Genomic DNA, 25315 nt, shown 5'->3' with positions numbered 1-25315 from the left:
ACTCACTACAAGCCGCCGCCCTCGGCGAAGTCCAGCTCCATTGCCTCTTCCAAAGCCCGCAGCAGTGGGGCACGGACCCTGCTCTTGGTGTTCTTGTGGGCCTCCATATTCAGGCCAGAAAGCTGCTCAGCAATGGCGACGGCGCGATACATCAGCTGGCCTGATTCTACCGCTTCATCCAGGTAACCCGCCTCCACAGCCCCTTCCGCGTCATACAAATACGCGCAATTGACCGAGAGTTCAAAGTGAGCCGGGGCCAGCCTGGACCGGGCGATTTCCACACCAAAGCGCGGCATACTCATTCCAATGGCAACTTCGTTGAGCCCCAGCTTATAGTCTCCGGCAATGCCAATACGATAATCGGCGGTCATCAGCATTATGCCGCCCATCGCCAGGGCATGTCCGGTCACAGCTATGACCACGGGAGTAGGAAACTGCAATATTCTCTTGGCGAAATCGGCACCGCCACTAACCAACTTCATTACCTGCTCCCCGCCCTGGCTCATCACCGAGAGATCAAAGCCGGCAGAGAACTTACTAGGCCGACCCGTGATGACAACCACCTTGCCAGCCTCCTCAGCCTGATCAAGCGCTGAATTAAGCTGGTCCAGCATGACGAATGACACTGCATTGGCCTTGCCATCATCCAGGGTAATCAGGGAATACTTTTCTTCTTCGGCAAATTGTACGATTTGGCTCACGTGGCACTCCTGATGAACGTGCTGAAATTTGAGGTGGGTACGTTAATTGAAGTTGGCGGAATTGGCTAGTTTGGTTTTTGGGAGCTTGCTTCGAGACGAGTACAGTCAACATTCCCAGCCACGCCCCCTGCCGGCTTCCTGCCTCTAGAGACGCACCTTGGGAATAAAAAAGCCCGGCGGATGCCGGGCTTTCGAGGTGCTTGCAGAAGCGGGGTTTACATCATGCCGCCCATGCCGCCCATGCCGCCCATATCGGGCATGGCAGGTGCACCGCCAGCGCCATCATCCGGAGAGTCAGCAACCATCACCTCAGTGGTGATCATCAGTGCTGCGACTGAACCTGCGGCCTGCAGCGCGGTGCGAGTGACCTTAGCTGGATCGAGGATACCCATTTCGATCATGTCTCCGTACTCACCGGTAGCCGCGTTGTAGCCGTAGTTACCTTCACCTTGACGGATTTTATCCAGGACAACCGAAGCTTCGTCGCCTGCGTTGCCAACGATTTGACGCAGAGGACCTTCCATTGCACGCAGTGCTGCCGCGATGCCGTGGTTTTGGTCTTCGTTGTCGCCTTTGAGATCTGCAATATCGGCAATAGCGCGTACCAGTGCAACACCACCGCCAGCTACCACACCTTCTTCAACCGCGGCGCGAGTGGCGTGCAACGCATCTTCAACGCGCGCTTTCTTCTCTTTCATTTCGATCTCGGTGGCAGCGCCAACCTTGATAACTGCAACACCGCCCGCCAATTTGGCTACGCGCTCTTGCAGCTTCTCGCGATCGTAGTCGGAGGAGGTATTTTCAATCTGGGTGCGAATCTCGCCAACACGCGCATGAATAGCAGCTGCGTCGCCTGCACCGTCAATAATAGTGCTGTTGTCCTTGTCCATGGTCATACGCTTGGCGCTGCCCAAGTGCTCCAGGGTAGCCGACTCGAGGTCCATGCCAACTTCTTCAGAAATGACAGTACCGCCAGTGAGGATAGCGATGTCTTGCAACATAGCCTTGCGGCGATCACCGAAGCCAGGGGCCTTACAGGCAGCAACTTTTACGATACCGCGCATGTTATTCACTACCAGGGTGGCCAGCGCTTCACCTTCAACATCTTCAGCGATGATGATCAGTGGCTTGGACGCCTTGGCAACCTGCTCCAAAAGGGGCAGAAGCTCGCGGATGTTAGAGATTTTCTTGTCAACCAGCAGGATGAATGGCGCTTCGGATTCAACGCTCATGCTGTCCTGGTTATTGATGAAGTAAGGAGACAGGTAGCCGCGGTCGAACTGCATTCCTTCGACCACGTCCAGCTCGTTTTCTAAGCCAGAACCCTCTTCAACGGTGATAACGCCTTCCTTGCCTACTTTCTCCATCGCTTCAGCGATAATGTCACCCACCTGAGCGTCAGAGTTTGCGGAGATAGTACCCACCTGGGCAATTGCCTTGGTGTCTGCACAGGGGATAGACGCTTCCTGTACCTTCTCCACAGCAGCTGCAACGGCTTTGTCGATACCGCGCTTGAGGTCCATGGGGTTCATGCCAGCGGCAACGGACTTTAGGCCTTCATTGACAATGGATTGAGCCAGTACGGTGGCTGTGGTGGTGCCGTCGCCGGCCGCGTCAGAAGCTTGTGAAGCCACTTCCTTAACCATTTGTGCGCCCATGTTTTCAAACTTGTCTTTCAGTTCGATTTCTTTTGCTACGGATACGCCATCCTTGGTCACAGTGGGTGCACCGAAGGACTTATCCAGAATTACGTTACGGCCCTTGGGCCCCAGAGTTGCCTTTACTGCATCGGCGAGAACATTCACGCCTTTCAGCATACGAGCGCGAGCGTCGTCGCCAAATATTACGTCTTTAGCTGCCATGTCTTAGATCCTTAAAATACTCAATCTGTTTCTCGAAAAATGGGGAGGGGTGTCTTAGTCGACAACCGCGAAAATTTCGCTCTCACCCATAATGATCAGTTCTTCACCGTCGATTTCGATGGTGTTGCTGCCAGCGTACTGGCCAAAAACCACGGTATCACCGACTTTCACGGCCAGCGGGCGAATGTCGCCACTGTCCAGAACCTTGCCTTCACCTACGGCGATGATTTCACCTTGGTTGGGTTTTTCTTTGGCGGAACCAGGCAGCAAAATACCTCCTGCGGTGGTTTCTTCCTCTGCGTTGCGACGAACGACCACGCGGTCGTACAGCGGACGAATGCTCATGTGTCTCTTTCTCCTAATTACAGTGTTATGAGAGACCCCGAAGGGTTGAAAGCTCAATGGGGGCGCTAAAAACCCTTTTCAAGGGCGAATTAGCACTCTTTTTATGAGAGTGCTAATTCTAGTCAGGGTTTTGACCGAGTCAAGGGGGAATGAAAATTAATCGACTCGCTGCTTTAAGAAAATAAATATATATTAATCAACAACTTACTTCGAATCCTCCTCGTCAATACGCGTAAACTGCCCCTCGATAGTGACGTCGCTCTCAAAATCTCGCTTTGGAGCATAGGGTTGGGGCTGTTGGCCGCCCAGTGCTTTTGCCAGGCGCCTTCTCAGCGGACCTATGATCACCACCACTGCGGCAAAGTCGGAGATCATTCCAGGAAACATCAACAACACTCCCGCAAGCCCCATGGCCATATCGTCCACCAGCAACTCAGACCCGAGTACTTTGCCCTGCTGCACGCCCTGTAAGCGCCCAATCATTTGCATTCCCTGCCGGCGCAGCACCAACACTCCCAGTGTCAGGGTGGCAAGAACGTAAAAAATGGCCGTGAGGGCACTGGTCTCTATGCCCAGTTGAATCAGGGTAAATAACTCCAGCCAGGGCAGGAGCATGAAAAAGAATCGCATAATTGCTCTCCGTAAGTGGCAAGTATGGGGGTGATCAGCGGGAAAACAAGCCGCGAAGGCTACCAGTCATAGTTAACACCCACTGACCACTTACGATCTACCTTATCAATAGACTCCTCTGCTGGCAGATTGTCGTAGTTATATTCCAACTGGAAAATAGAACTAAAAGCACCATTGATTGGATATTTCAGGCCTGTCGTGGTGTTCACCTCGTAATCGCTCTGCTTTTCAAACGACTGCAGTGCCGCATGACGATGAAAAACCTCCACGCCCTGATCATTGACTCGCCAGGCGAAATCAAGATTCCATAGAAAAGCCGGGCGATCGCGGGTAACACCCGTTGTGAACCGTTCGTCGACGTAGTTGAGTGTGCCTTTGCCTAAAAGATCAAAATAAGGAGTTTCTAAAAACTGGTAGCCCATTCCCAAACCGACAGAAGCTCGCTGGTCCAACTCCCGTAATTTATCTTCTTCATAAAACGCATTGCCGGTGGCAAACCACTGATCAGTGAAGAACTGGTCGTATTGATAACTACCTAACCATGACTCTCTGGTTTTGTCTCCATTAGAACTCTCGTCCTGGTAACGCAGGGCAATGGTATGCCGCGACTCGAGATAGCGAAGCTCAGTTCTGGCGTTGATATCGTACCTGGTGATCTCCGAATTACCCGCCGAATCTTCCAGAGCCAGGATCAACCCGCCCTTTTGCTGTAATAAAGGTTGAGGCTGTGTGATGGTCTCTCCCGCTGCGACAACCAGGGTCCAATCGCCCAGTCGCTGCACGCCCTGATCGCAGTGAAGATGCTGCTTGGTTTGCTGAATGAACATCCAACAATTGCTCAACTCAGATCCCGTCGTCTGCAGATCAAAGTGGGAACCACTTTCGATATACTCAACGTGGTTTTGGCCTATCGAGAGATCACCCAGAATGACAGAGGTCCATTGCACGTGGCCGTCCGCTATCCCCGCGAATGTACCGGTGATAGACTCTCCGTCAGCGAAATGCAGACGGTCCGCGGTTGCCGAGGAGGCCAGTGCCATTCCCAGAAGCATTACCCAAAGTAAGTGCCTCGCGTCAGGATGGGGCAATCTATATTTATAAAACATTGGTTACCTATACCTCACTTTTATAGCAGTGCAAAACGAACCCGACATTGATCATCGTATCTGGCAAGTGGTCGCGCTTATTCCAGAAGGAAGGGTCGCTACCTATGGCGATATCGCGCAACAAGCCGGCATGCCAGGTGCCGCGCGGCGAGTGGGCCTAGCCTTGAAGCGCCTACCCAAGGAAACGACTATCCCGTGGCACAGGATCATCAATGCCCAGGGGCGAATTTCCTTTCCCAGAGGTTCAGCTTCGAAGTATACCCAACAAGAGCGACTAGAAGCAGAAGGGGTGCGATTCAAAACCAATGGTACGCTGGAAATTAAACGCTACCGAGCTTTTCAGTAACTGCGCGAACCTCCGCAAATCCCGCTTTTTCAATTCTCCGGGAGCTTTGCCTTCATATTCTGCAAATGATCAGTTCTGTCAGCCATATCATCGACCAGATGACTCAATCCGTTGACCAACTCGACCACGTACTCGGCAGGGATAGATGAGGAGTCTGGCAGCTTTGTCAATTCAGTACTTGCTGCAACTTCATCGAAACGGTCCCTCGTTGGAAGCAGCGAATTAAGGTAATCAATCTTTAAATTGAAATTCTGTGCTTCAACTTCATCAAAGAGAACATTAACACGCAAAGGCCCCGCACCGGATTCACGCATCGCCTTGTAAAATAAATGCTGCCTTCGGACCATGCCACGGTCCTGATTGTATCCGGCATCCGAATACCATGGATAACGAGCGTTCATTGCGAGAAGCAATGCTGTGCCTTCTTCACCCAGAGATTGATTACTCTCCCGTTCAGAAATGACGAGATCATTCTGAAGAGTGATTGAGGCCGTATGAAGGAAGTCTGTGAGCAAATTTCCGCCCACAAACCGACTAGGCTCGAATCGCCTGAGCCTGAAGTTGTCTCGGCCAAAGGCTTCTATCCAGCGCTCAAAAAAGCGATAGTTCATTTGATGCTTGGTTTTAGTAAGTAACTCCTGGCCCGTTAAAGGCTCGCGTAATTCCTTTACGTCTTGCTCCCATTTGCTTCTCAGAGCTTGTAACGGGTCTCTCACGTAAGCTACTACTATAAGTTCGTCAAACCAAGGGGCCACAAAGTCCTTGAGAGAAGATATTTCATCAGCAGATAAACGGCCCAGATTTTCAGCAGATACGATGCAAGTGCCCTGCGTGAACGATTCAAAAAAATCATGCCACAGCGCCTTCAAGCGTGTAACCTCTTGCGCCCAGGACTCATCTGATATCGGCGATAGCTGCCTGTAATAAAAGCTTTTTTGAGGGTCGCGCAGAAACAGAGCTGTAAACATAAAAGAATGGTTATAAGGCTTCCAGGGAGGATAGTAAACGCCCTGCTCTGCCAACTGTACAGAGTCCAACCCCAGCGTTTCCTGAATAGAACTGGTTCCCGTTTTTGCCATGCCGATATGCAAGACAAGCTTTTTCAAAAAATCTCCTCCACGCTAAATTTTCTCGTCGGCTTTTTCTTGTGCACCGACACATTATGGATTACTTTAAAGTGAGAGTGCCAATTTTCTCAGGTTCTCAGCAATGACAGTTGAGTCGGGTCTCTTTTGCGGCACGAACTGGAAATCGATTTCTGCTTGCTGCTGCAACCAATTTAAGCTGTCGTCAGGGATAGAAACGAGATCCTCTTCCGTGTTCACGCCAGACGATTCATCCCTGCCATGAGAAACGACAGAAATACCTGTCCGTTTTTCCAGCCAGCGATAGTCGTCATTACTGCGCAAAAAGAGTCGATGTAAAGGCCCATGCTTCAAACGAAAATCAATGCCGACCCATGTGCCTAGCTTTTCAAGCCATGTTCTAATGCGGCTAAACCGCTCTATTCTATCCATAAGAATACGGTCCAGTAAGTCTTGGTGCATGCGAAAGCTGTCACCTTCCAATGTTTCCAATCTTTGAATCAAGTTCGTATCTTCAGGGATCGCAACATTAAACCGTTGCCGGTACACATAAAGCAATTGGACCGCTGGTAACGATAAACCCACATTGGCACGAGATTCATTCTTCGTGTGAATTGGCAAACCAAGGGTTTCAAGAAAATCGTTAACAACATTACCGCCGGTGAAAGCACCGGGGTCAAAACATCGCACAGTGACGTTTTCTCGACCAAAAATTTGGTCATAATCTGAGATGCGTTGCTTAAAGTTCGGCTTAATTCGGCGATCTAGCGCGACAAGCCGGCGTTTTAGCTTTTGTTGAAACGCGCTCTCGATGCGCTCCCTCACAGGTCGCACATATAGCACTAATTTTACTGTAGAGAAGCTCTCGCTTACCACATCAAAGAAGTCAGCGCACTCATCCCGATCCAACAAAGTGAAGGATTCTGCCGATAGAACAACATTTTCTTTCGTTGTCTTCCGCATACGCCTTATAAATCGCTTTCTGGCATTCTCACCCCGGCGCACAAGGTCATTATTCGTAAACTTCTCATCAGGGTAGTGGGGTAATTGCGCCAAGCGCCGATGAAAACACTCCAACACAATGAGCGATGAGTTAGCTTTACCAACAGTGAAGTATTCGAACTTGGGATGATCAAGCTCTTCGTGCAAGAATTTTTGAATAGCACTAGTCCCGGTTTTATGCATGCCTCCATGCATAATCAGGGTCCGTGGCGAGTCGACATCATGATTCATCAATTCTGCCAGTCACACGCCAGGGCGCAACCCAGGCCAATAATGCCATTCCAGGCAAGGCCACCAGCGCGCAGATCAGAAAAAACTGCATCCAACCCACTTGCTCGACGATGATACCTGTACTCGCGTTTGCAAACGTGCGGGGAAGAGCAGCGAGGGCCGTAAACAGAGCAAATTGGGTTGCCGCATATACCTTGCTGGTCTCTCTGGCAATAAATGCTGTAAAAGCGGCAGTACCCATGCCCACACCCAGGTACTCAAAACTAATTACCGCCGCAAGTAGGCTCAATGAATGGCCGACTGTCGCCAAAACAGCAAACCCCAGGATACTTAACACTTGCACGACTCCGAACAACCAAAGGGAGCGATTGATGCCTAGACGAATCATTAACCCGCCCCCCAAAAGACCGCCCACAATCGCCGGCCACAAAGCGGCGTGCTTTGCGACCAGTCCAATCTCTGTCTTGGAGAAGCCCAGATCAAGATAAAAGGGCGTAGCCAGGGCTGTGGCCATATTATCGCCGATCTTGTAGAGAAACATAAAACCAAGAACCAACAAGACACCCTGCCACCCACGCCGCGTTAGGTATTCGCGAAACGGCGCAACAACGGCCTCTCGAAGACCAACTGCCGTCGGGTATTCAGACTCAGGTTCCGCCACCACGAGGCTCATCGCCACACCAATTGCCATGAATCCTGCGGTAATCCAAAACACGCTACTCCAGGGAAGACTATCGGCCAGTATTAGCGAGAGAGAACCGGGCACCAGGCTAGAAATTCGATAGGCCTGCACGTGTATAGAGTTGCCCAGACCCAACTCTTTATCCGGCAAGATCTCTCTCCGGTAGGCATCGAGTGCCACGTCTTGACTGGCACTAAAAAAAGCCACTGCAAAAGCTATCCAGGCTATCACTGCAATGTCTTTTTCGGGCTGGTAAGCCCCCAATACGCCGATGCTCAGCAGTAACGCTAACTGAAACATTATCATCCAGCCGCGCCTTCGGCCCAGGAACGGCGGTACCCAACGGTCCATCAAAGGTGCCCAGACAAACTTCCAGGTATAGGGGATTCCGACCAGGGCAAACAAGCCTATCTCCGCAAGCGACACTCCTCCCTCACGAAGCCAGGCAGGCACCAACTGAAACAGCACATAAAGTGGCATCCCGGAGGCAAATCCGGTGAATACACAGATAAGCATGCGCCGGTTGAGCACCGAATCGCGCCAGCTTGTGGGCTCATTAACCAATGAGCGCTATCCAGGCGTTCCAATAAAGAGCAATCAAGTGACGTCGAACCCAAGCATTTTCACAAAATCGATATCCGCTGGATCAAACACAGAGAGGTCATGCTCTCGAAAACGCCCCATAGTTTTCGGCGGTGAAACGCTATCCGCGAGCAGCGCCATATCTTTTTTACTGATCTGAATGCCTGCAAATTCGCGCAGGGCTTCCAGTTCCCCCTCTGGGTCAAGACATAGTCGATCGAAGCTCAAGAAATGCAGCCTGTGTCCCATCCTTTGCCGAAAACCTTGCATTCGTTTGTGAGCAGCAATCCAATATCGCAGCAAGTTCTGGGGCGTGGGACTGTTGTCCCCCTCCAGCATTAGATCACCCCAAAAGTGCTCAAGCTGGTTGCGATTGTCGCTAAACGCCATATCCAGGCCGTTACGCATCACAAAAACAAACTTCATTTCCGGAAAACAGCGATCCAGCATCGGCAATAAAATATGTGAGTTTGGTTCTTTCCAGCCCCAGTGCTGATCCCTGCGGTCGCGGGGTGGCGCAGATAGCAGCGACTCTCTCGCCTGAAGAAGTTGCTCCTCTGGTATCACCGGGCTCCTGTCGCAGGCCAGCGCCTGACCCAGCAGGTCGGTGAGCTCGGATGTTACCTCCACGCCATGGCGCATGGCATTGGCAAACAGCCAGGATAATTTATCCTGCTCGCTATCAGACTGTAGTAAGATTGATCTGCGTACAAAAAGCAGGCTAAACCACAGGTTATCGAGAGACTCGTTCAGCTCGCCACCCATTACCACGCCCATCTTGCTGAGCAAATTAACAACCAGGCGAGTTCCGCTTCCACCAACCCCGCCGATAACCAATGGACTGGAGTCTTCCTTGGCAACTCGGTAAACAGGCGATGCCGCGGTTTCACCCAATACACTGCGGGACAAGAATCTCGCAGAGTGTCGTTTTTGGTAAGCCAGGGCATCTTTGAAACTCTCAATCTGTTGCGCAAGATGTCGCATCAGGCGAGGCTCCCGGCCTTTGAGAAAGTCGGTAATGTGTGACGCATCTTCACTGGAGAGGTCAATGCCGTCCCAGGAATCGTCTAGAGAAGGCTCCGCATCCTTGAACAAACAGCCATTTTGGCGCTCCAGATAATGATTAGCGACAAAAGCATTGTCTTGCCTACATAGTTCAATAATTTCCGTACGCTGTTCTGGTGACAGCACCGACTGGGTGGACAACTCACGGGTAGATGATGCGTCTTGCTCCGCTGCAAATTCCATAAGTAGCTGATTGAAATGATCGTTCATGCGTCCATCTTCAACCAGGCAATTTACCATCCGCTTATATTCTGAAACATTCAGTGGCAGGCGAGGATTTGAATCCTTATTGCTAATTGCAAAACTGTCGTCGACATCAATTTGAAACGCATGCCTGAGGAAGTCGTGGCGAATGTCTCCCCCATGAAATTGCTGCTTTTCGTAGGGGCGGACTATTACCTTACCCGGCTCCAGCGAATCAGCCCAGGGGGCCAGGATTTTTGGGTAATCGAAGCGTTCCACCTGCTTCCTGTATATCAGGTCGACGCGCCGCTTTTGCGGCCCCGCTTTTATTTGCTGGTTATAGCTGGCCATAATGATATCGTCCTGGCGCCGCAGGTATATCACCACATAGACATCGAACCAGGCTGATACTTGTGCGCAGAACTTTCGGGCCTTTGATTCTTCGGCCCAGGCCATTAATTCTGAAGATAAAAGCACCCGGTTTTGGGCGCTCTTCGCGAGCTCCGGTGCCCACTCGTCGACCGCCTGGAAATTCCATTCATTTTCCAGGAATCGCGGAATGTGTGGAGACAAAAGGTGGTGAGCATTGGCCATCGTTCCGCGCTTGGGATAGCAGACATCGCGTTTCGCCAGCGCCTTCCGGTTTTCCCAGAAGAAGTTCTGCAATGCAGTTGTACCGGTCTTTCCCATACCGATATGCAGATATAATTTCTTCTTCATCAGTTTTCTATGTCCTGACAGCCGGGTGACTGTATTAAGCGACTACCTCAAGTGCAGCACGGTAAACAATATCATGTTTATCAGCCAGGATAGCCGGATCAAACTTGGCTGCTGCTTCCGGCACGGCATCGTACATTGCTTGGCGGACTCTTTCATCGGTCACAATACTCACGATTTTATCCCGCAGAGCGGCTATATCAATATTATCACCATCCAGTGACAGCACTGCTCCGGCCATACCCTTGGGGCCTTCCAGCATCCGTGATATCTCCCCAAGGTCACTGGCCAGCAGCGGAATACCACTCTGGAGACATTCTATGATAACCAGCGGAAAACTCTCACCCCGAAACTTGGAAGGAAGAAAACCCATATCAGCGACCGCAAAATAACCGCGCACATTTCGCTGATAGCCCTCAAGGTGAACGAAGTCCGCAAGATCGCCGTCGAGGCACGCCATACGATCATACTCCGGGCCATCGCCTACCAGTAGCAAGTGAATATTGCTTGCAGATACCTCTCTTGCACGAGTGACCGCCTCAATCGCTTCACGCCAACCCTTTTCTTCCATGGCCCGGCTGACCAGCGTAAACACAAAAGCGTCGTCAGCTATTCCCAGACTTGCTCTTGAAATCGGCTCAAACGCCTCTTGCTCCAATGCGTTGTCAATTCTCTCTACCCGCGCGTACTCCAGCAAGCCGTGATCTCGAATGGCATCCAGATTTTTCTCGGCAACGTAGATGAGTTTTGCGCTGCGCTTCACCAGTCGAGGGAGTATCGGCTTCAATTCATATTCATTGATGGTTTCGTACATCCCGTGAAGCGTGACCACCGTTTTACAAGGCATGTCCTCGGGCAAAATATCGAGTATGGTGCTATCCATCCAGGCGTGATGGGAATGAATCACTTGCACATCAAAATCGCCGATAATACGCTCCAACTGAGCAAAGTCAGACACAATGGGAATATCCCTGCGCAGCCTGTCTCGCACGCCATCCAGCCGCGGCTCCCGCGCACAATCGAGATAAGTCACGTTATAGCCATGCCGTTTCATGATGTTGGCAAGACTGACCGGAAATGTTTCACCCCCACCTGAACAAAAGGCGTAGGACGCCATGAGCAGATTGGGTGCCCTGGTAGTTTTCAGGGCACGTATTCGTTGCAGACTAAAACAGGCGTCTAACGCCTCATCGGAATACTCACCGCGTGTCTCTCGCCAATGAATTTCCAGATTGTCTCGCAAGGTCTCAAAGACCTGATCCGGGACATCGTAAAATTGCTGCACGGTGCGAGCAACTAGCTCATGCTCCCGATAGAACTTGTCCTGTGAATAGGATTCCACCGAAGTGTTTTGCCCATGTATTCGATAATAGTTACAGGCCACAGGTGAATAGGCCAGCATACCTCCGCGCAGTAAATGCAAATACAGCAACCAGTCACCGCAGGTTTTCATTTCCCGCCACTCGGGGTCGTTCAGAATCTCCAATTGGCGAGGTGTTCTGAACAGCGCAGAACTCACATTGGGAACAATATTTTTGACCGCAAACGCCTCGCGAACGATCGCCGGACCGGTTTCCAGGATAGGGTGATTCCAACGCTGAGGGTCGATATCATTAAGGTATTCATTAATGGACCAGATCTGCTGCTCACCCTCGCCATCCATGAACACCGTGCGAGCATAGGCCAGCATAATGGCCTCGTTCTCGAAATAGGGAACCAGCACTTCAAGGAAGTTTTCGGTGCACCAATCATCACTCTCTGCAATCCAGACAATGTCGCCCTTGGCGAGATTCAGGCCTCGCTCCCACTGGTGAAATACACCGCCGGAATTTTCCTCATTGATAACCAGGGTTGCTTTTCCCGGGTATCGTTGATGGAAGCTGCGCAATACTTTTGCACTCTCATCGGTAGACGCGTCGTCCAGCAGAATGACTTCAAAATTCTGGTAGGTTTGTGAAAAGATCGACTCCAGTCGCAACTCAAGGTAGGCCGCGTGGTTATAGTTCGGCACGATCACACTGACCAGTGGAGCAAAGTTCTCACTTTCCTCCTGCTGCTGGTAACGCATGGGCTGCAGAATATCCGAGCTGACGGACTGGTGCATGTCTCTGGGGCCGACCGAGAATAACCGGTTGGCAAAACGGAAAAAAGGGCGAACCAGTCGTCTAATCGTCCAGGCAACCGCAGGATGACGCAGGCTCATGCGGTGGTATACCAGTATCGCCTTTAACCTAAACTGCACCCAGTTACTGGCCAGCGAGTCGCGAAAGCGCTGAATACGAAGGCTCAAACTACGAACTGGCCTGGTGATCCGCCAGGAAGTCGAGTTCTCCATCTGCTGGACTTGTTCTATATAGTCGTCACGCTGCGCCTCAAGGTCACTTCGCTCTACTGCCAGTGTGTCCCGCTCACTGGTCAGCGCATAATTAAGGGATTCCAGTTCGCTTTTCTGTTCTCCCAGGGATGCAGCGACTGCGGAGACACGCGCAACCTCTTGGCGTTGCCCGCCCAACTGATCTTGTAACGCGGCATTGCCCTCCTGCAAGTGAACCACCTCTTGGCGAAGAGGTGACACGACTTCCTCGTGCTCGCGAGTCATGCCATCAATATTTTCGGCGAATTCTTCTGCCTGACATCGCAGATTATCTGCGACTTCTTCAACTTGATTGCGCAAGTCTTCAGTCACTTCTTGACTCAGCGTCAGTGCAAGACGATCGGCTCTGATGCTACTGCTAAGCCGCGAAAGTGTGGGTATTAAAATTTCCCTGAGCCGAACTTGTGTGTCAGGTCGTTGGTATATAGCTTCGCAGGCGTCGGTTATCTTGGAGTTATCACTTGCCGGATCAAGGAAAAGCTGTAGCTTTGCCTCGAACTCAAAAACCTGGGAGAAGTTATTCTTCAGCTCTGCAGTAACATCGGCATCCGCCTTACTGCGATGCAAGCTTCTATCCACAAACTGCTGACAAAACTGCGCCACCACCTCTGGATCTGGAGACAAATGCAAGAAGGCAGTCATTCTTTTCAGAACACTAGCGGGCTCTTCAATCAATGTGGCGTAGGAGAGATAAATAACATTGAGATCACGGCCGGCAGAAACGGCCTGGGCTGAAAGCGACAGCCAGAGCGCGGCGGCTTCGTCCAGACTTCGCCCTATTTCATAGAAGTCCGGGTTGGCTTGAGCCCTGCTTTTCTGAGAAAGAGAGACTTCCGCTACATCACGCAGCGTGTGGATATAGTATACATTATCGCTGGCATAGCCAGCGCCGCTAAACACCTCGACCCAAAAAGGGAGCAGCTGACACATTCGCGGATCTTTAAGCACCGCAACGGGCGCAGCGCCATACAGTACAGTAATGAGCGCTGCAGCGTCGTTTTCCCATTGGTTTAGATCTCGGCCTGCAAGATGAGCAGCGCCATCAAACAGCGGGTTATCCCAACTGCCGCCCAAAAACTCGAGTAAGCGGTTGTTAAAATCGACTATCTCGGGATGTTCAAAAAAACCCTTCTGGTTCTCTTCGTTGGCGTAATGTTTACCAAGACAGGCATCAGCTCCCAGGCTCTCTACCGCGGCAGCGCACAAGGACGTGCCCGATCGGTGGGCACCGAGAACAACGATCAATTTCCTGGAATGTGCCATAAATGTCCGGAACGAAACAAGTCAGTGGCGCTCTTGCAAGCGCTGGCAGCATTATACGCAACTCGCCTAGATTTTCTTTAATAAAATAGCCACCAACAGGCCCAAGTTGCCAATGAAAGTCTGCGCATAAAGGCCCGCCTTCCTTGCACCTTTTATTCGCTCAACCAATCCGCCTGACCTGGTAGCACTGAAAGTTTCGAGAGTGAAACGGCTCTCAGGGGTGAGTAGATCCAGGTTCTGCGATAGGGCAGCAATATTGCGCTGATTCCAGCGCTGATTCCTACCACTGAGTGCTCCCCAGTATCTGACTAAACGGCGCAACGCACCCTGATTGTCCCCAATTTGGTTATCCGGGTGCTGACGATAATCAACGCAGGGGTTCTGATCAAACTCAACTCGGCCACCAGCCCCGCTAATCAACAGATAAGTCCACCAGTCGTGGCTGACCACTTCAACCATACCCGCGCTGCGCAACAAGTTTCTTGCCACTCGGTTCATCACCATGGTGTTGCCGCCGCCAATATTCTGGACAAGCGCATTTGCGAACGAAGGCAACTTAAGAAAACTGGGAGAAACCCCCACTACCAAGCCGTGCTCGGTAACGGAGCGGGTTCGCGCACAATATAGCGCGGGGAGTCGAGCATCACATTCAGCCAGTTTCGCAATCGCTCGGCTTAGCTTGTCTGAATCCCAGACATCATCCTGATCGGCATAAGCGAAATAATCCGCATTGATAGCTGAATCACAAATTAGCGACAAAAAATTGCTCGTCGCCCCGCGGCCGGGCCCTGTGCGCAGGTCGACAGCAAGCTGTAGATTAGCTGAGGCGACTTTTCGGGCGATATCGCAAGTATCATCCTGTGAACCATCATCAGAAATATAAAGACTGATTGCTGGATGAGTTTGTTCTGAGATTGAGCGTATCTGCTGTGTTAAATAGCGGCCCCCGTTAAAAGTACAAAGGAGTACCGCTACCTCTGGGCAGTCGCAAATCACTACTCGCTGGCGTAGGGCGCGAGAATCATCTCAATCGCTTCTTCATCAATCACTGCATTTTCTGTGATATTGAAGCCACCAACATACTCCTTCATAGAAAGGCTTATATACTCGGCTTCAAGCTCTTTAATGATGTCCGCTTTTACTTCTTCGTAGGGTTTGTATGACTTCTCTTGGATACCGTCTAGTCTAATAATATGGATACCAAACTGGGTCAACACTAAGTCCGAGTATTCGCCAACACTGGCGATGGAAAATAACCCGTTAGTGTATCGAGGCGATACACCGAGCTCGCCATAGGCTACCCACTTATCAAATTTACCGTCTTTTTCGACCGCACCCGGTTCATCGGAGTACTCTGCCACCATTTTTGAAAAATCTGCGCCTGCTCGAAGTTGATCCAGTACACCTTGAGCTTTAGGTGTAATTTCCTCGCGATTCTCGGATGATCCAAGCTTTACCGCGAATAGAATGTGTGATGAGACGCGTTTTTCTGGTATCGCGGCTATTTTTTCATACTTCAGCTTATATCGCTCTTGTGCCAGATCGGAGAAGTCTGGTGTTTGTAGCGATTCACGATACTGTCGAAACACAAAATCGCGCTGATAAGCCTCAAGGCCTAGCTGGTACTGCCACCTCGCGGCCGGATTTTCAAGCGCAACTTGGTTCGCCATTCGTGCTACTTTCTTGTTTGCCAGGGACAGATTGATAAGTTCAAGCCGGTCACCCTCATCGGCAAGGGCAGCATCGCGCATCTGCCTGGTCCAGCGACTCACCAAATACTCGAATTCCGAATCGCTGATAGTTACGGTTTCGTCCTCGATAATAGCTTTTTGGGCAAAAACAACAGTCACCAGCGCAAACTGAAGCGTCATCATTGCAAAAACTTTATACATAATTTTCATCGTCGTTAAATCGCCATGTGAAATTGTTACAGGTATAAAAAAGCCGACACCCTAGGGTGTCGGCTTTAGTTTCAAGACTCTCAGCTTACATAGAAGCTGAAGCCTGCGTACGGCTGTGATCTACGATACGACCATAGTTCGAGCCGGGATTTGCTGCAAAGGCACGCTGCCATGCGGCAAAGCCAACTACTGGTACAGAACCGGTAGCTTCAATGGAACACTCATAATTACCAGCTGGAGCTCCCGTTTCTGGGTCTATATCTGTGAAGTCCCAAACGAGGTCACACAATGCCAGGTTGTCGGACGATACAGTGCTCAAAGAAGCCCAACCGAACTTAGCGCCTTCAGGTGTCGAAACAGATACAGAAGTAGGCGCGTTCAGTACTGGCGCATCGCCCCACTGAATCACGTTAACTTCGTCCTTCAAAGCTTCTGGAGGAACTGTAACGGGTGGTGAAGGAGACACTACCAGCTCGCCCTCTTCGATTATGATGCCCTGTTCTTCACGATCATACACGTTGAACGTTGCAGTCACAGGAATATCACGGTAGTCACAATCGACCGTACCATCTTCAACATCCCCGTCGCCATCACGCACACAAACATCGCTGGTTCCGGCTATGCCGCCACCCAAGAGGTATGTGGCCAAATCCAACATCACATACTGACCTGGGAAAGTCACAACCCAGTCGGTATCAACCGTCGCGCCAAGTGCTTCAACGCTGTTGTTGGACCAATCGTTGATCAGGTTAGAAGCTGCAAGAATTGATCGAAGGTCGTTATATTTTCCTCGAGAATCAACGCCCAGAAGCAGAACATCCAGAGGCGAACCACCGTTCAGGTCAGGATAGTCAAAACCCTGCAAATCTGCGGAGAAGAGACCCGTCTGCTGGTTTGTCATTGCAGGAGTATCGAGGAACCCAGCGATGTGTACTGCATTATCGCCGAATTCAACGCCGGTTTCATCGGACTTGATGAAGTAGGACACCTTGAGTGAGTCTGGTGCCGCTTCGTACTCAGAAACTACAGCCGGACTGCCTTGATGTGTCTTTGCAGAGTTAATCACACCCTTTGTGGTTGAAGCTTGATCGCCATTAGCAAAGAAGTTATCTCGAACCAGGCCACAATCAGCAGGAACGCCTTCAGCGTCGTGCTTTGCTGAAACAGCAATAGGCGCAGTCTCAGTTAATGGTGTACCCATGCTAATAATTTCGATGTAACCCGTTTCCGCGCCTATTGAGTAGAGCGGGGGCAATTCGAACTGATTGTCCGCTGCTGTCAGGTTGCCATAGCTGGGTGCAACACAGCTATTATCGTTAGAGGTCCAGAAGATCTTGTCGCCTGCACCCTTGCCGATAAATCCTGTGTACATATCTCTGGGAGACAGCACTACGTTAAAGTCCAACGCGTCCATTGAATCAACAGCGCGACGGAAGCGGAACTTAAGTACCTGGGTACGATCCGACGAGTTGATGATGTTAACGCCGGTGGAGTAACCATCCAGCACTGTGTAGTAAGGAACAATTGCCAGGTCACCGAGTTCTGTTTCGGCTGCAACTGAGGCAGTTGCGTTAACAACTCCCGCGTAGCCAGCAGATGCAGCTGCAACCGCTGCGACCAAGCCAAGAGGCTTAAAGTTTGTTTTCATGATAGGAGACTCCTAATTTTAGTCTTGTTTCAATCCAATGTTTCAAAGATTGCTAGCGCTATTATTGCTAGCCGCAGCCAGCTGTCAACTCACAAAACAGCTAAAAGTTGTCACCAAACCACCACTCCCCGCCGACCAGAATCCACTGCTCTTGAAGTTCGCGTGGCATAGCGCCTAACTCTTTCGCTACCGCAGAAGTTTGTTTGGTCGGCTTGGACATGACCCGAACCACCACACTCGCTACAGCTGCAGACGGATAGTAATTAGTTACCTCAACCCCTGTCAACTCCCAGTTCGCTGTATACGAAAACTTTTTGACATACAGGTGCTTAGGGAAAACTTCTCGATAAGCGGGTGAGCTATATTCCCAGGCCGCTCCCCAGTCATGGGCAATACGCGCATGCCAGCGCTCTTCAACACGAATTTCAAGCGCTTTCATCTGCTCTGGGGTTAGCGCTTGTGAATTTTCGGTCTTGTCCACACAAGCGCAGAGCAGCGCAATAACCATCAATAAAATTACACGTAACATACTGTTTTTGTTAACCATTTAACGAAATCGGGCGCGATTATACGACAGCAAAGGGTAAAAAGATATGCAATAGCAATGCTCTAGCTCCCAAGGCCTCGTCGATACAAATAGCCAGCACCTGCATCCTTCAAGAAACGGACCAGCAACAGCGAGCCGCAAGTGACCCATTTGTCCCTAGAGCTCATTTATTGGGCTGTGCACGGTCGCGACGGCCCGTGTGTGAAAAATACCAATCCCCGTTGATCAACGTCGAACTAGAAGCCATTTTCGTCGATCAGCTCCAGATTGCGAATTTTCGACCGCATCTCCTCACTCACGCTGCGAAGTTCATCCTCGTTGTACAATGCCCGTGGCGTGATAATCACCAAGAGCTCTGTGCGGTTACTTCTCGCTGAATCAGTCCCAAACAGCGAACCTACGATTGGCACACTGTGCAGCCAGGGCACACCCTGAGACGCAGTTCCGGCATTCTCACGAATCAACCCCCCCAGGACCACTGACTCGTTAGAACGCACCGCCACCCGGCTTTCTATATTGCGCTCCAGGAATGCCCGCTGCCCTGTAGCGGCATCAATCTCGCCGACGTCAGTAACCGACTGGGCCACGTCCATGGTGATCAGCCCCCCTGCATTGACCGAGGGCTTTACGTCCAACTTCACCCCCGTATCCCGATAGGTGATGGACTGGGTTACTCGGTCGGTGTCGTTGGCAAGCGAACCGGTCTGGGAGTCAATAATCGGCACCTGCTGCCCAACGTGAATATAGGCATAGTGATTGTCTAACACCATCACCGATGGCGTAGAGATAATATTGAGCAGGCTTTCCTCTGCTAGCGCATTCAGCACGGCGCTGACATTACCAATGGAATTGGTCACTGTGTAGGAAAAGCCAGGCACGATAGACGCTGGTGACTCTGCGCCAGCGATACTAGAAAGAAAGCCGCTGCCATCGTAATCCGCACCCAAGCTATTGCTGAACGTCCACTCAAGACCGTAGCGGAGTTCATCTGTCAGGCTGACCTCGATAATGCTTGCCTCAATAATCACCTGGGTTGCCACTACATCCAACTGTTCAAGGGCTGTTTTGATCACCTTGTATTGCATAGAAGTGGCATAAATCATCAAAGAATTATTTTCGTCGTCGGCGACTACTCGCACCTCGGCAGTCTCATCGCCACTGCCCGTGACACCCTCCATATTCACATTAGCAACTGAACTGCCGGTATTGCCCGAAGACCGGCCTGACCCCATGCGATTAGAAGAACCCATGCCCCTGCTTGATCCAAGCGTCTCCGGCGATAAACCCGGAGCAACACCCGAAGAGTCCCTATAACCTCCACGCGATTGTGACCTGCCACTGGACTGCCCACCCGAATAAATGCTGTTGATCAGGTCTGATAAACGACTGGCCGTGGTATTTTGCACCGGGTAAACATACAGTCGGCGATCCAGCGCAGAATAATGGGCCTCATCCAGCCGCTCTATCCACTTCTCTACGGTGCCCAGGTAATGTGCCCGGGGCGTCACTATGAGGATACTGTTGAGCCGCTCGACAGGCACAACCCGAATCATATCCTTCATACTGCTCCCGTCCTGGGTTGTGCCCATGATGGCATCCAGGGCATCTACTACCTCAGCAACCTCACTGTTCTCTAGCGGGAACAAGCCGACCGACATACCTTTAAGCTGATCGACATCAAAGGTCGATACCATGTCCAGCCAGCCATCTAACTGAGTGCGAGTCCCGGCTAACACCAGCAAGTTACGGCTACTATCAATACGCACAAACGCTGACTCGTCTGCGACAGGCTTGAGAATTTCTGCCATATTTTTGGCACTGATGAACTGCAACGGCACGATGACAGTCGAGTAGCCTGCAATATTATCGCGCGGGTTAGACACACTGGGAGACAACTTGGTCCCACGGGCGGACCCAGTGACCAAATATCGGCCATCGCTACCGCGAATCATGATCGTGTTATTCGCTTTTAACAGCGATTCCAGCACGCCAAGCAGCTGATCTCTGGGTATAGGGGTCCTGGTACGCAAAGTGACCTGCCCCTGGATAGGATGATCGACCACATAGTCCAGCTCCAGAATATCCCCCATGATGGCATGGGTCACCTCGCTCAGCGGCGCCTGTTCAAAATTCAGACTAACATCGTCTCCGAGGAAGCGAACGGGTTCTCGCTTTTTGGGCATGTTCACATGCCTGTCGGTACCCTGATAAAGAACAGCTTCCCTGGAGCCTTCTTCTTTCTTGCTGACGGCCAGATCTGTTGCACTGGTTGATAGCGAGGCCTGTTCGGCCGCGGATTCGACCGAATCAACTCCCGCAGTTGGGTCTTTTCCAACTGGCGTGGTGCAACTGACCAGCAAGAAAACTGCCGAGACCGTCGCCATAGTTCGCAAAATATTCATTCCATTTGGCCTGTTAGTCATTCTATTATCAATCCAGTCATCTGCCGTCAACGTTGCCGCCACCGAGTCGCAAGCGGCCGGATACTTCAGTTTTCTTTTTGGACTTGCGATTGGACTTGCTTTTCGCACCCGGGCTTTTCCCGCTATCCAACGCCTGGCCATCGGGCTGCACCTGCCCTTCCGAGGCTTGCGCTTGCGAAATCTCGACGATACTGAGCGCCAGAGTTGCTTGCTGATCGCCACTGCCAAAGTTGGCTGAAAATGCCTCCACCGACTGTAACTTCCAACCATCCAACTCCTCTCCAACCGCCAGCCTGCGTTTTTTACCTTTGGAGATGACGATAACTCCTCCTGTATCACCTCCACCAAAAACGCCAGCCAACTTTACGTTTTCAATCTTACCCGGCTTGGCTGTGTTCGCCTTTTTGGGTTCAGGCTCAGGTTTAACCGGCTCCAAAACCACTGGCGCCCTGCTTGCCCAAAACAATGGACGCTGCCTAATCTGTGCACGCTGCTCTGGGCTCACCACAGAAAGCCCCTGAACATTAGCCACCTGCAATGAGTCACGCATAGGCCTGACTGGATCAGGTATTGGGGGAAACAGCGCCCGATAACTTCCCCACCCGAATTGCAGCAAGAGAAGCACCAAAAATATCAGCACAATCAACTCCACTCTGCGCTCAGTCCTGAGAGGGTCTGACAACCCCTGATAGCGAGCAAAAAAAATCATCTCAGCGACCTCAGCGAAAGCAAACGGATGGATACAGTCGCCTCTTGTTTCTCAACTTTAGCCGATGCGCCGCGCGTGCTGCGCTGACGCGTGGGCCAGACATCCAGCCCTTCCACAATAATCAATGGGGTAAAATCTGCCATCTCTGCCAGGGTTCGGTCCAGTGCATCTATGTCACCAGCAACGGTCAATTTCACCCCAATATAATCAAAACTTTCCTCTTCTCGCACTGGCAGAACCTGGCTATTGCTGACCGTGAGACCTGCATCGGCCATCAATTGACGAACGTCTGACTGCATGGATGCAGCAATCGACGCTCTTTCAGCAGTGGAAGGGTACGCTAATCTAGCGGTGGTTTGCTGGACAACACCGGAAGAATCTCGCAACTGACCCTCCACCTCTTGCAAACCCTGTAAGCGCGCTATTCGTTGAGGCAGACGCTCCATATCACGCGCATACTCTGCCCTCAAACCATAGGCACCAAACAGCAAGTTCAAGTACATCAGCAGAGGCAACAGCAGGGTCAGGGCGCAAATCAACGCGCTGCGCTGGTGAGTTTTTATCCAGGCGATCAAGACTCACCTCCCCTTACCCGCACTTTAAGGTGAAATTGCTCCACTCCTGTACCGGGGATCTTTCGGATTGGGCTCGCCGCAGTCACTTCACGATAATCTGCTTGCTCGGTTAGCAGCTCCATAATAGCTGAAGCATCGACCGCTCTTCCTCGCACATCAATTTCAAGGCCATTGATCGCTAAACGCTCGACAAAGGCATCATCGCCCAATAGTTCAGTCAGCCTGCCAAGATGAAAATGTGCGCTGGGATAGCTAGCGGTAATTTGGTTAACAGCTGCAATAGTTTCATTGGCAGCGCTCACAGCAGAACGCATCTGGGTTGCATCCGCAGCCTCTCGCTGAGTTTCTGCAGAGACGCTTTCCAGGCGATCATACTCCAGCTTTTTCAAGCCTGCTGCCACGCCGGCCGTCAACAGCAGTATTAAGCCAGCGGCGCCCACCATCACGCCCACCTTAAGCAAGCGACGCCGATAAAGCTGTTCGCGCTGGCTTTCGCCAAAGCCATTAATAACTGCCATTTGCCCGGCGACATCGACCCAGACTTCCTGGGCATTAGCATCGTGACCGCCATACTGCTGGGATATGTAGGTCATAGACGCGCTGAGCGAAACTATAACCAGCGTCAGATAAATATGATTTTCGTCACGACTGGTTAGCACCCAGCCCGCCCCCGTATCTTCCGACGAGAATGGACTATTGGCATTGACTTCTAAAGCGAGTACCGCATCAAGCTCGGCCTCAACGGCCAGAGGCAGTCGCAGATTGCGGGACAATGCCAGATCGTCATTGAGCAGAATCGCGCTGCATCTCGCCTCTGATAACCCAGAGGGCAGACCCGCCTGATAGACTGTTTCAGCAGCAGGTGAACGCAAGCTTACTGGTTCATCCAGATGCGTGCGCACGGGCGAGTCATAAGCCCAAAGAAGCTCCCGCCAGGCAGCCATAAAGTGCCTGCCCAATTGGCGCATGTCATAGCCAAACAGTTCCCAGTTTTGGCTGGATTCAAACATTTCCCGCTCTCATTCTTATTTACCCCTGCACGACCCTGGGCGCTTCCGTGCGAACAGCGCGCCATGGCAGACCGTATTGCCCACGTTTCGCGCTCAACCAACGCCGACGCAGCCAGGTGCGTCCACCGTATTGCACATATGCATCCGCCCGAAAGACGCCACTGTTCTCGCCACCTTGTTCAGACCTGCCGCCCCTATCGCCTCTCGCGCTGGCAGCTCTGCGCTTACCTGCTTGCTCCGCTTTTGCCGGGTCCAGAGATTTCAACACGGACATCATCGCCGCCGGAGATGCACCCCAATCGGTAGATGAGCTTGCCCAACTACCCGCTTTTGCATAGTCCCTAATGCCGTCTAGCAATGAGCGAGAAACCCCTTCCACGCGCAACATATCCTCGAGAGAGTGAAATTTATTCTCCGACCCTGTTCGCCTGCGCTTTCTGTTGGTTTGCCCTTTTCCAGAACGCCACTTTACCACATTCTCTGCCACGTATTGAGCTTCGCCAGGGTCCAAACCACCCGCCACGCTAAACAGCACGGTAAGCACCTCTTTGGGAGCGCTACTAACGTCGATAAAGCCAGAGGCTGGATAGAGCCTAACCACAACCTCAACCTCGCCAAGCTGATGAATCGTCTCCGAGACCTGAGGCCCCTGGCCCGCAGATGCATACCCAGACCTTCGCTGAATCATGGCCAGTTGAATGGCGCCGTCTCCTGCAGCAACAGCCTTAGCCTTGGCCAAGTGTATTTGGGTAACTTTGGTATCCACCTGCGCGCTGGCAACAATGCCCGCAACGAGCAATGACATCCCTGCCACAAACCAAATGACCAGTGCCAGGGCGACACCTCTCTGCTGCCTGATCATTTTTGCACCTGCATTATCAAGTCCGGCCAGTAGCGACCAGATGCCTTGATCTGCAACCGCACCAGCGCAGGAGCAATGGAAGTATCCTCCCAATTGTTAACCCAGTCTTTGTGATACTCGGGTCGCATAAAGGCGGAAAACTCCTCCAAATGATCAACCAGTGTTCTGGAAGGTGCGTCCCTCCACTTATTTTCGTTGGGTGAGGTGGCGTCCGGCTCTAACCATCTCAGTACAAGTTGATCGCCCTCTGCACCAATTCGCACCACATAAGTTCCTCCATAGGATTCCCCGAACAAGAGGTTAGTTTTCCATTCAAGGAACCCTTTGCCGGAGCGAAAATAAGACGCAGCAGAGCTACCGCCTCCTAATGTCAGGCCACCCGAACCGCTGCCAACGACAGCAGACTCCATCAGATCGCGAAGAAAGGCGCTGACAGTGCGAACCTCATCCGCTCGCTGCGTCACCCGCTCAAGTGAGACCTGGGTATTACCGAGCGTTCGCAGGCCAGTTACAGTTCCAAGCAACACCAAAGACAAAATTGCCAGTGAGACCACGACTTCGATCAGGGTAAAGCCCCGCGATGCGCTATCTCGATTCACGGCCATAACCTGGCACCACCGAGTTGAGTACAATTTCGCGGCGCTTACGACCATCAAACCAGGCGACCCCGACCTCAATGGCATAAAGCCTGGTGTTTCCCATGCCAGACCGTGCCAAGTCGATCGACTGGGTTTGAACGCGCCAATCATAGCCCCCGGGTGTCTCACCCGCTTGCTGTGTGCCGTTTTCCGGCACCACGCCATTTTCTGCCAGTAAAGAGCGAGCCAACTCCACGCCATACGCATAACGTTCAGAAGTACGCACGTTGCGAGTAGCGCCACTAGCGGCTTGATACAACGAACCCAAGGCCAGCGCCAAAATAGAGATCGCTACCATCATTTCCAGCAGTGAAAAGCCGCGCTGTTGCCTAGTTGACGTCATAGGCTTCCTGGCTCACCGATCCCATCAGCCAATCCACAGAGATTCGGACACCCCTGCCGCGGGGCGATGTGACATCAATATCTCCGCCCGTAGAACCCCCTTCGGGGTAAAATCGAATGACGCCCAGGTTTTGCTGGTTGACTTCACTGGCAGTGGTGACCGTCATTTCAAAGCCTTTTGGCAGTTGCACCACGTCGTCGTAAAACTGGATTTGTCCTCGTTCAGCATCAAAGCCTACATTCTGCGCTTGTCCTTTATCCATGGCCTGGTGTCTTGCCTGCCCAAGAGTGGTGAGCACATCTCTCACTGCCTGGCGGTACTGTATCGATTGATAAAACCGCATGGAACCAGGAACGGTGACGGCCATTAACAGGCCGACAATGGCAATAGCGACCAGTAACTCAACCATCGTAAAGCCTGGTTGCGGACGGCGTATTGGCTGTTGCGCGCAGGCAGTCATCGCCAACTCAGCGAAACCCTGAAAA

The 25315-nt window shown here is 51.7% G+C and carries 23 protein-coding genes; 1 reads left to right on the top strand and 22 read right to left on the bottom strand.

Going from position 1 to position 25315, the window contains the following annotated elements; genetic code table 11:
* Positions 1–5: 5 nt before the first annotated feature.
* The 5 genes from EYC87_RS01065 to EYC87_RS01045 form a co-directional block, all read right to left on the bottom strand.
* Positions 6–701 (bottom strand): crotonase/enoyl-CoA hydratase family protein, encoded by a 696-nt coding sequence (locus tag EYC87_RS01065; RefSeq protein ID WP_279251227.1) that lies wholly within the window; start codon positions 699–701, stop codon positions 6–8.
* Positions 702–916: 215 nt separating this feature from the next.
* Entirely contained in the window at positions 917–2563 is a 1647-nt protein-coding gene (groL, locus tag EYC87_RS01060; protein ID WP_279251226.1) for a chaperonin GroEL, read from the bottom strand.
* A gap of 54 nt (positions 2564–2617) precedes the next feature.
* The gene (locus EYC87_RS01055) at positions 2618–2908 is read right to left on the bottom strand and encodes a co-chaperone GroES (protein WP_007230887.1); all 291 of its coding nucleotides are present in this window, start codon (positions 2906–2908) and stop codon (positions 2618–2620) included.
* Between the two features lie 204 nt (positions 2909–3112).
* On the bottom strand, positions 3113–3538 hold the full coding sequence (locus tag EYC87_RS01050; RefSeq protein ID WP_007230893.1) for an FxsA family protein: 426 nt from the start codon (positions 3536–3538) through the stop codon (positions 3113–3115).
* A 59-nt stretch (positions 3539–3597) separates the two neighbouring features.
* Positions 3598–4590: a DUF481 domain-containing protein gene (locus tag EYC87_RS01045; protein ID WP_007230895.1), complete on the bottom strand. Its 993-nt coding sequence runs from the start codon at positions 4588–4590 to the stop codon at positions 3598–3600.
* 82 nt (positions 4591–4672) lie between these two features.
* Here EYC87_RS01045 and EYC87_RS01040 point away from each other — a divergent pair, with 82 nt between their 5' ends.
* Entirely contained in the window at positions 4673–4990 is a 318-nt protein-coding gene (locus EYC87_RS01040) for an MGMT family protein (RefSeq protein WP_279251225.1), read from the top strand.
* A 29-nt stretch (positions 4991–5019) separates the two neighbouring features.
* On the opposite strand, the gene EYC87_RS01035 is transcribed toward EYC87_RS01040, so the two are convergent.
* The 17 genes from EYC87_RS01035 to EYC87_RS00955 form a co-directional block, all read right to left on the bottom strand.
* Positions 5020–6096: a hypothetical protein gene (locus EYC87_RS01035; RefSeq protein WP_279251224.1), complete on the bottom strand. Its 1077-nt coding sequence runs from the start codon at positions 6094–6096 to the stop codon at positions 5020–5022.
* Between the two features lie 66 nt (positions 6097–6162).
* The gene (locus EYC87_RS01030; protein WP_279251223.1) at positions 6163–7308 is read right to left on the bottom strand and encodes a hypothetical protein; all 1146 of its coding nucleotides are present in this window, start codon (positions 7306–7308) and stop codon (positions 6163–6165) included.
* The gene (locus EYC87_RS01025) at positions 7298–8554 is read right to left on the bottom strand and encodes an AmpG family muropeptide MFS transporter (protein WP_279251222.1); all 1257 of its coding nucleotides are present in this window, start codon (positions 8552–8554) and stop codon (positions 7298–7300) included. Before EYC87_RS01025 ends, EYC87_RS01030 begins: the two co-directional genes overlap by 11 nt.
* Positions 8555–8587: 33 nt before the next feature.
* Complete coding sequence (locus EYC87_RS01020; protein WP_279251221.1) at positions 8588–10540, bottom strand: sulfotransferase family protein; 1953 nt, start codon at positions 10538–10540, stop codon at positions 8588–8590.
* Positions 10541–10574: 34 nt separating this feature from the next.
* Positions 10575–14174, bottom strand: a complete 3600-nt coding sequence (locus tag EYC87_RS01015; RefSeq protein ID WP_279251220.1) for a glycosyltransferase — start codon at positions 14172–14174, stop codon at positions 10575–10577.
* Positions 14175–14240: 66 nt separating this feature from the next.
* The gene (locus tag EYC87_RS01010; RefSeq protein WP_279251219.1) at positions 14241–15170 is read right to left on the bottom strand and encodes a glycosyltransferase family 2 protein; all 930 of its coding nucleotides are present in this window, start codon (positions 15168–15170) and stop codon (positions 14241–14243) included.
* Positions 15170–16066 carry a peptidylprolyl isomerase gene (locus EYC87_RS01005; protein ID WP_279251218.1) on the bottom strand — a complete coding sequence of 299 codons (897 nt, stop codon included), beginning with the start codon at positions 16064–16066 and terminating at the stop codon, positions 15170–15172. The genes EYC87_RS01010 and EYC87_RS01005 overlap by 1 nt, the downstream gene beginning before the upstream one ends.
* Before the next feature lie 94 nt (positions 16067–16160).
* Positions 16161–17723: a hypothetical protein gene (locus tag EYC87_RS01000; protein WP_279251217.1), complete on the bottom strand. Its 1563-nt coding sequence runs from the start codon at positions 17721–17723 to the stop codon at positions 16161–16163.
* A 100-nt stretch (positions 17724–17823) separates the two neighbouring features.
* A complete protein-coding gene (locus tag EYC87_RS00995; RefSeq protein WP_157045203.1) occupies positions 17824–18252 on the bottom strand; it encodes a hypothetical protein in 429 nt (142 codons plus the stop codon).
* A gap of 254 nt (positions 18253–18506) precedes the next feature.
* The gene (gene gspD, locus EYC87_RS00990; RefSeq protein ID WP_279251216.1) at positions 18507–20693 is read right to left on the bottom strand and encodes a type II secretion system secretin GspD; all 2187 of its coding nucleotides are present in this window, start codon (positions 20691–20693) and stop codon (positions 18507–18509) included.
* A gap of 16 nt (positions 20694–20709) precedes the next feature.
* On the bottom strand, positions 20710–21402 hold the full coding sequence (locus EYC87_RS00985; RefSeq protein WP_279251215.1) for a hypothetical protein: 693 nt from the start codon (positions 21400–21402) through the stop codon (positions 20710–20712).
* Positions 21399–21977, bottom strand: coding sequence for a type II secretion system protein GspM (gspM, locus tag EYC87_RS00980; RefSeq protein WP_279251214.1), 579 nt, complete (start codon positions 21975–21977; stop codon positions 21399–21401). Before gspM ends, EYC87_RS00985 begins: the two co-directional genes overlap by 4 nt.
* Entirely contained in the window at positions 21974–22987 is a 1014-nt protein-coding gene (locus EYC87_RS00975) for a PilN domain-containing protein (RefSeq protein ID WP_279251213.1), read from the bottom strand. The genes gspM and EYC87_RS00975 overlap by 4 nt, the downstream gene beginning before the upstream one ends.
* Positions 22988–23006: 19 nt before the next feature.
* Positions 23007–23849, bottom strand: a complete 843-nt coding sequence (locus EYC87_RS00970) for a hypothetical protein (RefSeq protein WP_279251212.1) — start codon at positions 23847–23849, stop codon at positions 23007–23009.
* On the bottom strand, positions 23846–24454 hold the full coding sequence (locus EYC87_RS00965) for a prepilin-type N-terminal cleavage/methylation domain-containing protein (protein WP_279251211.1): 609 nt from the start codon (positions 24452–24454) through the stop codon (positions 23846–23848). The genes EYC87_RS00970 and EYC87_RS00965 overlap by 4 nt, the downstream gene beginning before the upstream one ends.
* The gene (locus EYC87_RS00960) at positions 24435–24830 is read right to left on the bottom strand and encodes a type II secretion system protein (RefSeq protein ID WP_279251210.1); all 396 of its coding nucleotides are present in this window, start codon (positions 24828–24830) and stop codon (positions 24435–24437) included. Before EYC87_RS00960 ends, EYC87_RS00965 begins: the two co-directional genes overlap by 20 nt.
* Positions 24817–25290, bottom strand: coding sequence for a GspH/FimT family pseudopilin (locus tag EYC87_RS00955; protein WP_050756560.1), 474 nt, complete (start codon positions 25288–25290; stop codon positions 24817–24819). The genes EYC87_RS00960 and EYC87_RS00955 overlap by 14 nt, the downstream gene beginning before the upstream one ends.
* Positions 25291–25315: the final 25 nt, after the last annotated feature.

Origin of the sequence: Candidatus Seongchinamella marina, assembly GCF_026262685.1 — a bacterium.
GTDB lineage: Bacteria > Pseudomonadota > Gammaproteobacteria > Pseudomonadales > Halieaceae > Halioglobus > Halioglobus marinus.
This window is presented reverse-complemented; position numbering and strand designations above follow the sequence as displayed.

What these genes read in the sequence shown, in the direction of transcription:
- groL (WP_279251226.1), bottom strand. Translation starts at nt 2,563, where the DNA reads ATGGCAGCTAAAGACGTAATATTTGGCGACGACGCTCGCGCTCGTATG.
- EYC87_RS01055 (WP_007230887.1), bottom strand. Translation starts at nt 2,908, where the DNA reads ATGAGCATTCGTCCGCTGTACGACCGCGTGGTCGTTCGTCGCAACGCA.
- EYC87_RS00955 (WP_050756560.1), bottom strand. Translation starts at nt 25,290, where the DNA reads ATGACTGCCTGCGCGCAACAGCCAATACGCCGTCCGCAACCAGGCTTT.
- EYC87_RS00970 (WP_279251212.1), bottom strand. Translation starts at nt 23,849, where the DNA reads ATGATCAGGCAGCAGAGAGGTGTCGCCCTGGCACTGGTCATTTGGTTT.
- EYC87_RS00985 (WP_279251215.1), bottom strand. Translation starts at nt 21,402, where the DNA reads ATGATTTTTTTTGCTCGCTATCAGGGGTTGTCAGACCCTCTCAGGACT.
- EYC87_RS01050 (WP_007230893.1), bottom strand. Translation starts at nt 3,538, where the DNA reads ATGCGATTCTTTTTCATGCTCCTGCCCTGGCTGGAGTTATTTACCCTG.
- EYC87_RS00995 (WP_157045203.1), bottom strand. Translation starts at nt 18,252, where the DNA reads ATGTTACGTGTAATTTTATTGATGGTTATTGCGCTGCTCTGCGCTTGT.
- EYC87_RS01020 (WP_279251221.1), bottom strand. Translation starts at nt 10,540, where the DNA reads ATGAAGAAGAAATTATATCTGCATATCGGTATGGGAAAGACCGGTACA.
- EYC87_RS01015 (WP_279251220.1), bottom strand. Translation starts at nt 14,174, where the DNA reads ATGGCACATTCCAGGAAATTGATCGTTGTTCTCGGTGCCCACCGATCG.
- EYC87_RS01045 (WP_007230895.1), bottom strand. Translation starts at nt 4,590, where the DNA reads ATGCTTCTGGGAATGGCACTGGCCTCCTCGGCAACCGCGGACCGTCTG.
- EYC87_RS00965 (WP_279251211.1), bottom strand. Translation starts at nt 24,454, where the DNA reads ATGGCCGTGAATCGAGATAGCGCATCGCGGGGCTTTACCCTGATCGAA.
- EYC87_RS00975 (WP_279251213.1), bottom strand. Translation starts at nt 22,987, where the DNA reads ATGTTTGAATCCAGCCAAAACTGGGAACTGTTTGGCTATGACATGCGC.
- gspD (WP_279251216.1), bottom strand. Translation starts at nt 20,693, where the DNA reads ATGACTAACAGGCCAAATGGAATGAATATTTTGCGAACTATGGCGACG.
- EYC87_RS00960 (WP_279251210.1), bottom strand. Translation starts at nt 24,830, where the DNA reads ATGACGTCAACTAGGCAACAGCGCGGCTTTTCACTGCTGGAAATGATG.
- EYC87_RS01005 (WP_279251218.1), bottom strand. Translation starts at nt 16,066, where the DNA reads ATGTATAAAGTTTTTGCAATGATGACGCTTCAGTTTGCGCTGGTGACT.
- EYC87_RS01000 (WP_279251217.1), bottom strand. Translation starts at nt 17,723, where the DNA reads ATGAAAACAAACTTTAAGCCTCTTGGCTTGGTCGCAGCGGTTGCAGCT.
- EYC87_RS01030 (WP_279251223.1), bottom strand. Translation starts at nt 7,308, where the DNA reads ATGAATCATGATGTCGACTCGCCACGGACCCTGATTATGCATGGAGGC.